Genomic DNA, 8,743 nt, shown 5'->3' on the forward strand with positions numbered 1-8,743 from the left:
GGAGTCCGTCTCGTGGGCTCGGTTCGGGCTGCGGGGTGGAAGAGGGCGGGCTGAGCTCCGCCAGCGTGATGCCGGTGGCGGCGATCACCGCCGACCAGTGCTTGGGGGGGATGGCGCGCGCCTGGCGCCATTTCCGCACCGCCTCGGTGCCGACGCCGCAGCGCTCGGCCACTGTCTCAGGGCCGCCCATCAGGGCGATGATGTCTTCCACGGACCGCATGCCCGCCTTATGTGGGAAAAAAATTCCGGAGGCCACCGGATTCCGTCGGGACCCTGGGAAATTTTTTCCCAAGCTCGCGGCTAACGCTGGAAGCCCCGCCGGGATATACCTCGGCCCAAGAGACATGGAGAACCGCCACATGAGCCTGCGCACGCGCTTCACCGAGGAAATGAAGGCCTCCATGATCGCCAAGGACGCGCCGCGCACCTCGGCCATCCGCATGATCATCGCCAAGCTGAAGGACGCCGACATCGCCTCCCGCCCCACCGGCGTCGAGCAGATCCCGGAAGAGGCCATCGTCGCCATGCTGCGCTCCATGGTGAAGAGCCGCCGCGAAAGCGTCGAGATGTACACCCAGGGCAACCGCCCGGAGCTGGCCGACAAGGAAACCGCCGAGATCGCCGTGATCGAGGCCTTCCTGCCGCAGCAGATGGACGACGCCGCCATGCAGGCCGCCGTCGCCGCCGCCGTCGCCGAGAGCGGCGCCACCTCCATCAAGGAGATGGGCAAGGTCATGGCGGTGCTGAAGGGCAAGTATGCGGCGACCCTCGACATGGCCAAGGCCGGGCCGATGGTGAAGGCTGCTCTGAACTGACAGCTTATGAGAGGGGCGCCGCCCCTCTCAAACTCTCCCCGCCAGGAACCTGGTGAAACCTATAGGTTTCACCCTGGCCCTCCCACCACGGAGAAACACCGGCTTGTCGCTGCCGCCGAACTTCCTCGACGAGCTCAGGCTGCGCACGCCGCTCGCGCCCCTCATCGGCCGCGCCACCAAGCTGACCCGCGCCGGACGCCAATGGCGCGGCTGCTGCCCCTTCCACGGGGAAAAGTCGCCGTCCTTCTACGTCTATGACGACCACTACCACTGCTTCGGCTGCGGCGCCCATGGCGACGCCATCGCCTTCGTCATGCAGAGCCAGGGCGCCAGCTTCCCCGAGGCGGTCGAGCGCCTGGCCGCCGAAGCCGGCCTGGAAGTGCCGAAGGCCACCCCCCAGCAGGCCAAGCGCGAGGCCAAGCAGCGCGACCTGCACGGGGTGATGGACGCCGCCGCCGAAGCCTTCCAGCGCCGCCTGCGCCTGCCCGAGGGACGCGCCGCGCTCGACTACCTGCTGCGCCGTGGTCTCACCGAGGAAACGATCAAGAAGTTCGGGCTCGGCTGGTCCGGCGGTGGCCGCGGCGTGCTGGCGGCCGACCTGAAGCCGCTCGGCATCGAGCCGCGCCAGCTGATCGAGGGCGGGCTGATGCGCGAGAACGACGGCGACGCGCCGCCCACCGACCTCTATTTCAACCGCGTGATGTTTCCGATCCGCGACCGCCGCGGCCGCATCATCTCCTTCGGCGGCCGCATCCTCGGCGACGGCCAGCCGAAATACGTCAACGGCCCGGAGACCGAGCTCTTCTCCAAGCGCCGCAACCTCTACGGCGTCGAGCTCGCCCGCGACGCCGCCTTCCGCGGCGCGCCCGTCCTCGTCGTCGAGGGCTACATGGACGTCATCGCCCTGCACCAGGCGGGTTTCGCCGGCGCCGTGGCGCCGCTCGGCACCGCGCTGACCGAGGAGCAGCTGGCCGAGCTCTGGCGCCTGGCGCCGCAGCCGCTGCTCTGCTTCGACGGCGATGCCGCCGGCGCCAAGGCCGCCGCCCGCACCGCCGAGCTCGCCCTGCCGCTGATGGCGCCCGAGCGCAGCCTGTCCTTCGTCAGCCTGCCCGCCGGCGAGGACCCCGACACCCTGGTCAAGCGCGGCGGCCCCGCCGCCTTCCGCGCCGTGCTGGAGGCGGCCAAGCCGCTCTCCGACGTGCTCTACGGCATGGTCGCCCAGAAGTTCCCCGGCAGCACGCCCGAGGCCCGGGCGGCGCTGCGCCATGAGCTGGAGGCCTCGGCCGCCCGCATCCCCGACAAGCTGCTGGCCGGCGAATACCGCCGCACCCTGATCGACCAGTTCTTCGCCGCCAACCGCCGCCCGCAGCCGGCCTTCGTCCCGCGCGGCGAGTGGAAGGGCGGCAAGGGCGGCAAGGCTGCCCCCCGCCCCGGCATTCCCGGCTTCACGCCGCCGCGCGACCCGGTCGATCCCGGCCATGTCCGGCAGGAGCAGGCGCGCTGCCTGCTGGCCATCACGCTGGCCCATCCCTGGCTGCTGCCCGAGGTGGAGGAGGCCTTCGCCGGCCTCGAGCTGCCCGAGGGCCTGCCCTTCCGCCTGCAGCAGGCGCTGCTGGCCTGGCACCATGCCGGCCACCTGCCGCATGGCCACCAGGGCGACCAGGGCGCCGGCCCGCTTGACGCCGCCGCCCTCGGCCTCCACCTGCAGGAGGTCGAGGCCGAGGGGCTGGCCTGGCTGAAGCAGGCCGCCCGCCTGCTGCCGGCGGCGGCGGCGCCCGAGGCGCTGCCCAAGCTGGTGGCCGACAGCTGGTGGTATTTCTTCGGCCGCTTCCGCGGCGAGACCGCGCTGCAGGCCGAGCGCCAGGCGGCGCTGCAGGACCTGGCCACCACCGGCAGCCCGGCGGCGCAGACCCGGCTGATCCGGCTGAACGAGCTGATCGCCGCCCAGCGCCGCGGCGAGTTCGAGGATGGCGGCAGCGAGGACACGATCTAGTCCTGGCCAGGCTGGCCGGTCCCCGGTCTGGACCGGTCGCGGCCTGGAAACCGGGCCCGGTCAGCGCTTCGGCCGCGGCTTGGCTGTTGATAAAGGGCTTTGCTCTACAGGGTGAGGGCAGGCCGGGCAGCGCTCTTTCGCGGCGCCGTCAGGCTTTCGGCGGCCTGCTCTTGTCTTGGCGGGGGGCGCGGCGTTATGGCCGCTCTCTGTCGTCTCGGTCCCCCGCATTGCTTACGGTGGGCGGGGCCGCTAGGACCAGGAAGGCATACCCGGCAAAAACCGGTCCCGGCGAGCACTTTACCGGGCGGCGTCAGACGGAGCGGATCGGCATGGCGAGCAAGGTCGCGAACGGCACCGACACTGTCGAGAACCGTGATGAGGCGGTGGAAGGGGCGCTGCTCGACACGCTGACGGCGGCGGTGAAGAAGCTGGTCGCCCGCGGCAAGGAACGCGGCTACGTCACCTATGATGAGTTCAATGCCTCGCTGCCGCAGGAACAGGTCTCCTCCGAGCTGATCGAGGACACCATGGCGATGCTGAGCGATCTCGGCATCAACCTGGTGGAGGCCGAGGAGACCGAGGAGACCGAGGGCGCCCCCGCCAAGCCCGCCGCCAAGGCCGAAGGGTCCGAGGAGGAGGAGGAGGAAAGCGGCGGCAATGTCGACGAGGAGGCCCTCGGCCGCACCGACGACCCGGTCCGCATGTACCTGCGCGAGATGGGCAGCGTCGAGCTGCTGTCGCGCGAGGGCGAGATCGCCATCGCCAAGCGCATCGAGGCCGGGCGCGACATGATGATCGGCGGGCTCTGCGAGAGCCCGCTGACCTTCCAGGCCATCCTCACCTGGCATGACGCGGTCAAGGAAGGCCGCATGCTGCTGCGCGACGTCATCGACCTGGAGGCGACGGCGGCGGCCGACAGCCCCGACGTCCCGCCGCCCTCCGAGGAGGAGTTCGAGGAGGGCGAGGAAGGCGAGGGCGCCGGCCTGTCGCTCTCCGCCCTCGAGGAGAAGCTCAAGCCCGAGGCGCTGGTCGCCTTCGAGGCGATCGAGGACCTCTACGGCAAGCTGCAGAAGCTGCAGTCCAAGCGCATGGAGGCCTATGCGGCGGGCGAGGAATTCGCCGTCCGCACCGAGAAGACCTACGAGAAGCAGCGCGTCGAGCTGGTCGCGCTGGTCGAGAAGGTGCAGCTCCACAACAACCGGATCGAGGAGCTGGTCGACCAGCTCAAGGGCCTCAACCGCCGCATCACCGGCTTCGAGGGCCAGGTGCTGCGCCTGGCCGAGGCCAGCCGCGTCAAGCGCGAGGACTTCCTGCAGCATTGGCGCGGGGCGGAGATCGACCCGGCCTGGTTCGACCGCATCGGCGGGCTGGCGGCGAAGTCGTGGAAGAACTTCATCGAGCGCTCGCGCGACGATGTCGAGCAGATCCGCACCCAGCTGGCCAATACCGCGGCGCTGACCGGCCTGCCGGTCGACGAGTTCAAGCGGGTCTATTCCACGGTCAGCCGCGGCGAGCGCGACATGACCCAGGCGAAGAAGGAGATGATCGAGGCCAACCTGCGCCTCGTGATTTCCATCGCCAAGAAATACACCAATCGCGGCCTGCAGTTCCTGGACCTGATCCAGGAGGGCAATATCGGCCTGATGAAGGCGGTCGATAAGTTCGAATACCGCCGCGGCTACAAGTTCTCGACCTATGCCACCTGGTGGATCCGGCAGGCGATCACCCGGAGCATCGCCGACCAGGCGCGGACCATCCGCATCCCGGTCCACATGATCGAGACGATCAACAAGCTGGTCCGCACCAGCCGCCAGATGCTGCACGAGATCGGCCGCGAGCCGCAGCCCGAGGAGCTCGCCGAGAAGCTCGGCATGCCGCTCGAGAAGGTGCGCAAGGTGCTGAAGATCGCCAAGGAGCCGATCTCCCTCGAGACGCCGATCGGCGACGAGGAAGACAGCCACCTCGGCGACTTCATCGAGGACAAGGCCGCCGTCATCCCGCTGGATGCCGCCATCCAGTCCAACCTGCGCGAGGCCACCACCCGCGTGCTGGCCAGCCTGACGCCGCGCGAGGAGCGGGTGCTGCGCATGCGCTTCGGCATCGGCATGAACACCGACCACACGCTGGAAGAGGTCGGCCAGCAGTTCAACGTGACCCGCGAGCGCATCCGGCAGATCGAGGCCAAGGCGCTGCGCAAGCTCAAGCACCCGAGCCGCTCGCGCAAGCTGCGCAGCTTCCTGGACAACTGACATGGCCCTGTCGCTGGTCGAGCCCGCCATCCGGGTGGTGGTGGATGTCACCTTCCTGCGGATGGCGGCGCCCCCCGGCGACGTGGCACCGCCGCTGCCGGCGCCGCTGCGCCTGGTGAAGCTCGGCCACTGCACCGTGCCCTTCTACCGCTACCTCTACAACACGGTGGGGCAGGACTATGTCTGGTGGCTGCGCCGCGCCGCCAGCGATGGCGAGCTGGCCGCCATCCTGGGCGACCCGGCGGTCAGCATCCATGTGCTGTACCGCGACGGCGAGCCGGCCGGCTTCTTCGAGCTGGAGCGCCGCGCCTCGACCGGCACCACCAACATCGCCTATTTCGGCCTGCTGCCGCATATGGTGGGCAAGGGCGCCGGCGCCGCTTTCCTGCGCGCCGCCATCGACACCGCCTGGGAAGGGGCCAGCCTGGTGACGGTGAACACCTGCACCGCCGACCATCCGCGGGCGCTGCCCAACTACCAGGCCGCCGGCTTCACCAAGCTGCGCACGGTGCTGGAGGTCTGGCCGGTGCCGGTCCGCCTCGGCCTGACCGTGCCGGACCGTCTGCTGGCCTAGCTTCCTTCAGGCTGCCGCTGCCGCTGCCGGGTGGCGAGGCAGGGCGCCGGGGCCGGCAGCGCGGCGCCGCCCGGGGGCGTTCAGCCCTGGGCCGGCGGCTTTTCGGCAGGCGGCGGCGGCTCGGCGGCCATGCTGGCCCGGACCTCGGCCACGGTCTTCTCCAGGAAATCGAGCAGCGCGGCGCGGTCGGCGGTGGCTTCGCGCACCGTCTCGATCTCCTTCGGCACCGGCAGGCCGAGATGGCGCATCAGCGCGCAATACAGCAGCACCCGGTCGTCGGAATCGAGCTTCTGGCGGCCCATGGCGCGCTCGACGTCGAGCTCGATGCGCTCGAGGCGGGCCGCCGGGTCGCGCTCGGTCGAGCGCAGGATCTGCCGGATGAAGGAGGAGCCGGGCCCGTTGATGAAGCGCGGATGCTCATGGCGGATGGCGGCCGTCAGCGCCTCGTCCGACTTCAGCACCGATTGCAGCAGCTGCTGGTCGCCCGGCGTGTCGTACCACTTCTCGGCCTTGCGCAGCTTCTCCAGCTTCACCGTCTCCAGCTTGGCCAGCCAGGCGCGGGCGATGGTCTGGGTGTCGGGATGGGCGCAATTGGCGAAGAAGACGCCGTCATTGACGTCCCACAGCGCCTTGGTCGCGCCATGGGTGAAGACGAAGGAATTTTCTTCGGATGTCTTCAGATAGGCGCGGATGTCGTAGCGCGGGTCGAAGACATAGGCGTCGGAATCGAGGTGCAGGTACCAGCCGGTGAACCCCAGATCCAGCATGTCGTTCAGCAGCAGGATGCGGTTGTAGCAGGCGTGCCAGGCGTGGAAGCCCCGCATGATGCCATGGAAGCAGGTGTAGCGGATGTCATGGCGCATGCAGAAGGCGCGGTTGAGCTTCGCCGTGCTGCGCAGCATGGAGAAGTAGTTCACCGGGTCGGCCGACTGGAACAGGACGATGTCCTGCTCGGGCAAGAGCTTCAGCATGGCGGCACCCCCGGCGAAACGCCGTCGGGGGGACATCGTCCCCCCGACAACTGAAAGAAATTACTTAGCGGCGGCGATCTGGCGGGTGATGATTTCCGCGGCCTGGGTGGCGTTGCCCCAGCCCTTCACCTTCACCCACTTGCCCGGCTCCAGGTCCTTGTAGCGGGTGAAGAAGTGCTCGATGGCGTCGCGCGTGATCTTCGGCAGCTCGTCCACTTCCTTCACGTCGGTGAAGGCGGTGTGGATCTTGTCATGCGGGACGCAGACCAGCTTCTCGTCCTGGCCGCTCTCATCCTCCATGAACAGCACGCCGATCGGGCGGGCGCGGATCACGGCGCCGGGCACGATCGGGGCCGGGGCCAGCACCAGCGCGTCCGACGGGTCGCCGTCATCGGCGAGCGTCCCGGGGATGAAGCCATAGGCCGCCGGATAGGCCATCGGCGTGAACAGGAAGCGGTCGACGAAGATGGCGCCGCTTTCCTTGTCGACCTCGTACTTGACCTGGCTCCCCTGCGGGATCTCGATCACGACGTTGACGTCATAGGGCGGGTTCTTGCCGGTGGAGAGCTTGGTCACGTCCATGGTGGGGGCGTCCGTTTCGTGGCGAGGTGGCCCAGGCTGTTAGCAAAGCCCGGCGCCAGCGGCAATTCGGCGGGCCATGCCGGCGCCCCCCTTGCCGGCCGCCCCCGGCCCCGCGCACCATGCGCGCGCCGGCCACAGGCCGCGCCGCCGGAGGGGGAGAAGCTTCATGACCACGCGCCGTTCGCTGCTGGCCACCAGCCTGGCGGCCCCCCTGCTGGCATCGCTGGCCCCCCGCCCGGGCCAGGCCCAGACCGCCGCCACCGCGCTGGTCGAGCGCCGGGAATACGCCTTCCAGGCCTATCAGACCCGCGGCGGCGCCACCCTGCCGGCGGTCCGCACCGGCTACCAGACCGCCGGCACGCTGAACGGCGCCGGCGACAATGCGGTGCTGATCACCCATTTCTTCAGCGGCAATGGCCAGGCCTTCGGCCAGGTCGCGGCCAATGCGGCGCCGGGCTGGTGGGATTCGATCATCGGCCCCGGCAAGCCGATCGACACCGACCGCTTCTTCGTCGTGGCCAGCGACAGCATGGTCAATCTGAACGCGCCGGATCGCTGGACGGTGACCACCGGCCCTGCCTCGACCAACCCCTCGACCGGCCGGCCCTGGGGCATGAGCTTCCCCGCCGTCTCGATCCGCGATTTCGTCGAGGTGCAGAAGCGCCTGCTGGACAGCCTGGGCGTGAAGCGGCTGGCGCTGGTCGCAGGCCCCAGCATGGGGGCGCTGCAGGCCATCGAATGGGCCGCCGCCTATCCGGAGATGGTCGAGCGCGTCATGCCCGCCATCGGCACCGGCGAGATGGATGCCTGGCTGTCCGGCTGGCTCGACCTCTGGGCGGCGCCGATCCGGCTCGACCCGGCCTGGCGCGGCGGCGACTATTACGGCCAGGGGCGCGAGGCGCCGCTGCGCGGCCTGACCGAGGCGCTGAAGCTGGTCACCCTGCATTCGCGCGACCGCGGCTGGGCGGCACCGTTCAACCGCCGCGCTGCCGAGGGCCAGGATCCGGCGAAGCGCCTGCAGGACCGCTTCGCCCTGGACACCGCGCTGGAGGCCGCCGCCAGCGCCCGGGCGCGCCAGTCGGACGCCAATTCCTTCCTGTATCTGGTGCGGGCCAACCAGCTGTTCCTGAACGAATATGATGGGCTGGACGCGGCGCTGTCCCGCAGCCAGGCGCGCTGGCTGCTGCTGCCCAGCCAGGGCGACCGGCTGTTCACCGGCGACTATGCCGCCGAGCTGCTGGCCGCCCTGCGCCGCGCCGGCCGCCCCGTGGCCGAGCAGCGGCTGACGGGCGAGCAGGGCCATCTGGAGGGCGTCACCGGCATCGCCCAGGCGGGCGAGGCGATCCGCGGCTTCCTGGCCGGGTGAAGTTTTTCCCGGCCGCACATTTCAAACCGCTGGCCGATGTTCTAACTGGGGCCGCAACCGCGAATCGCGGCCCCTTCGGATGCGCCTGTAGCTCAATTGGTTAGAGCGGGCCGCTCATAACGGCTTGGTTGCGGGTTCAAGTCCTGCCGGGCGCATTTCTTTCAGGTGGCGGGCGAGGGCGGGGGGCCGGGGC

Annotated in this window: 7 protein-coding genes and 1 tRNA gene; 6 read left to right on the plus strand and 2 right to left on the minus strand. The window is 69.8% G+C overall.

The window, feature by feature from the left end; all coding sequences use genetic code 11:
* Window positions 1-359: 359 nt before the first annotated feature.
* The 4 genes from GVN67_RS26540 to GVN67_RS26555 all read left to right on the plus strand — a co-directional run bounded on the left by GVN67_RS26540 (window position 360) and on the right by GVN67_RS26555 (window position 5,631).
* Window positions 360-815, plus strand: coding sequence for a GatB/YqeY domain-containing protein (locus tag GVN67_RS26540; protein WP_160000330.1), 456 nt, complete (start codon window positions 360-362; stop codon window positions 813-815).
* Window positions 816-918: 103 nt separating this feature from the next.
* Entirely contained in the window at window positions 919-2,808 is a 1,890-nt protein-coding gene (dnaG, locus tag GVN67_RS26545; protein ID WP_160000331.1) for a DNA primase, read from the plus strand.
* Window positions 2,809-3,137: 329 nt separating this feature from the next.
* Entirely contained in the window at window positions 3,138-5,057 is a 1,920-nt protein-coding gene (gene rpoD, locus GVN67_RS26550) for an RNA polymerase sigma factor RpoD (protein WP_160000332.1), read from the plus strand.
* 1 nt (window position 5,058) lies between these two features.
* The gene (locus tag GVN67_RS26555; protein ID WP_160000333.1) at window positions 5,059-5,631 is read left to right on the plus strand and encodes a GNAT family N-acetyltransferase; all 573 of its coding nucleotides are present in this window, start codon (window positions 5,059-5,061) and stop codon (window positions 5,629-5,631) included.
* 80 nt (window positions 5,632-5,711) lie between these two features.
* On the opposite strand, the gene GVN67_RS26560 is transcribed toward GVN67_RS26555, so the two are convergent.
* Together GVN67_RS26560 and ppa are read right to left on the minus strand one after the other, a co-directional pair.
* Entirely contained in the window at window positions 5,712-6,602 is an 891-nt protein-coding gene (locus GVN67_RS26560; protein WP_160000334.1) for a hypothetical protein, read from the minus strand.
* 60 nt (window positions 6,603-6,662) lie between these two features.
* Complete coding sequence (gene ppa / locus GVN67_RS26565; protein WP_160000335.1) at window positions 6,663-7,184, minus strand: inorganic diphosphatase; 522 nt, start codon at window positions 7,182-7,184, stop codon at window positions 6,663-6,665.
* A 166-nt stretch (window positions 7,185-7,350) separates the two neighbouring features.
* Between ppa and GVN67_RS26570 the strand changes: the two genes are divergently transcribed.
* Both GVN67_RS26570 and GVN67_RS26575 read left to right on the plus strand, forming a co-directional pair.
* The gene (locus GVN67_RS26570) at window positions 7,351-8,550 is read left to right on the plus strand and encodes a homoserine O-acetyltransferase (protein ID WP_160000336.1); all 1,200 of its coding nucleotides are present in this window, start codon (window positions 7,351-7,353) and stop codon (window positions 8,548-8,550) included.
* 81 nt (window positions 8,551-8,631) lie between these two features.
* A tRNA-Ile gene (locus tag GVN67_RS26575) sits at window positions 8,632-8,705 on the plus strand.
* Window positions 8,706-8,743: the final 38 nt, after the last annotated feature.

Origin of the sequence: Roseomonas sp. 18066 (genome assembly GCF_902706185.1) — a bacterium.
Taxonomy (GTDB): domain Bacteria; phylum Pseudomonadota; class Alphaproteobacteria; order Acetobacterales; family Acetobacteraceae; genus Pseudoroseomonas.

Bases quoted from the DNA above. Each gene is read 5' to 3' on its own strand.
- ppa (WP_160000335.1), bottom strand. From the start codon at position 7,184: ATGGACGTGACCAAGCTCTCCACCGGCAAGAACCCGCCCTATGACGTC.
- GVN67_RS26555 (WP_160000333.1), top strand. From the start codon at position 5,059: ATGGCCCTGTCGCTGGTCGAGCCCGCCATCCGGGTGGTGGTGGATGTC.
- GVN67_RS26570 (WP_160000336.1), top strand. From the start codon at position 7,351: ATGACCACGCGCCGTTCGCTGCTGGCCACCAGCCTGGCGGCCCCCCTG.
- rpoD (WP_160000332.1), top strand. From the start codon at position 3,138: ATGGCGAGCAAGGTCGCGAACGGCACCGACACTGTCGAGAACCGTGAT.
- GVN67_RS26540 (WP_160000330.1), top strand. From the start codon at position 360: ATGAGCCTGCGCACGCGCTTCACCGAGGAAATGAAGGCCTCCATGATC.
- GVN67_RS26560 (WP_160000334.1), bottom strand. From the start codon at position 6,602: ATGCTGAAGCTCTTGCCCGAGCAGGACATCGTCCTGTTCCAGTCGGCC.